Source organism: uncultured Lutibacter sp., from assembly GCF_947493565.1.
Classification (GTDB): domain Bacteria; phylum Bacteroidota; class Bacteroidia; order Flavobacteriales; family Flavobacteriaceae; genus Lutibacter; species Lutibacter aestuarii.
In genome coordinates, this window is the sequence record NZ_CANLRG010000031.1 from 1 (window position 1) to 263 (window position 263).

Genomic DNA, 263 nt, shown 5'->3' on the forward strand with positions numbered 1-263 from the left:
AATTTTTATATTACAATGAAATCAAGAAGAAACTTTATAAAAAATACAGCAATTGCTGGAGCTGGACTTACCCTGCTACCAAACATGTCATTTGGATTAAATTCCAATGTATTTGGAAAAGATCAAAAAATCAGAGTAGGGATGATTGGAGTAGGCTTACGTGGCACCAATCATTTAAATAATGTCTTGTTAAGAAATGATGTATTGGTCACAGCCATTTGTGATATTGATCCCAATAGAATTTCCATTGCATTAGACCGAAT

General features: G+C 32.7%; 1 protein-coding gene. It reads left to right on the top strand.

Annotation, left to right across the window (positions count from 1 at the left end):
- Nucleotides 1-15: 15 nt before the first annotated feature.
- Nucleotides 16-263 (top strand): twin-arginine translocation signal domain-containing protein (locus Q0714_RS14190; RefSeq protein WP_298266207.1); only part of this gene is annotated, 248 nt, incomplete at its 3' end.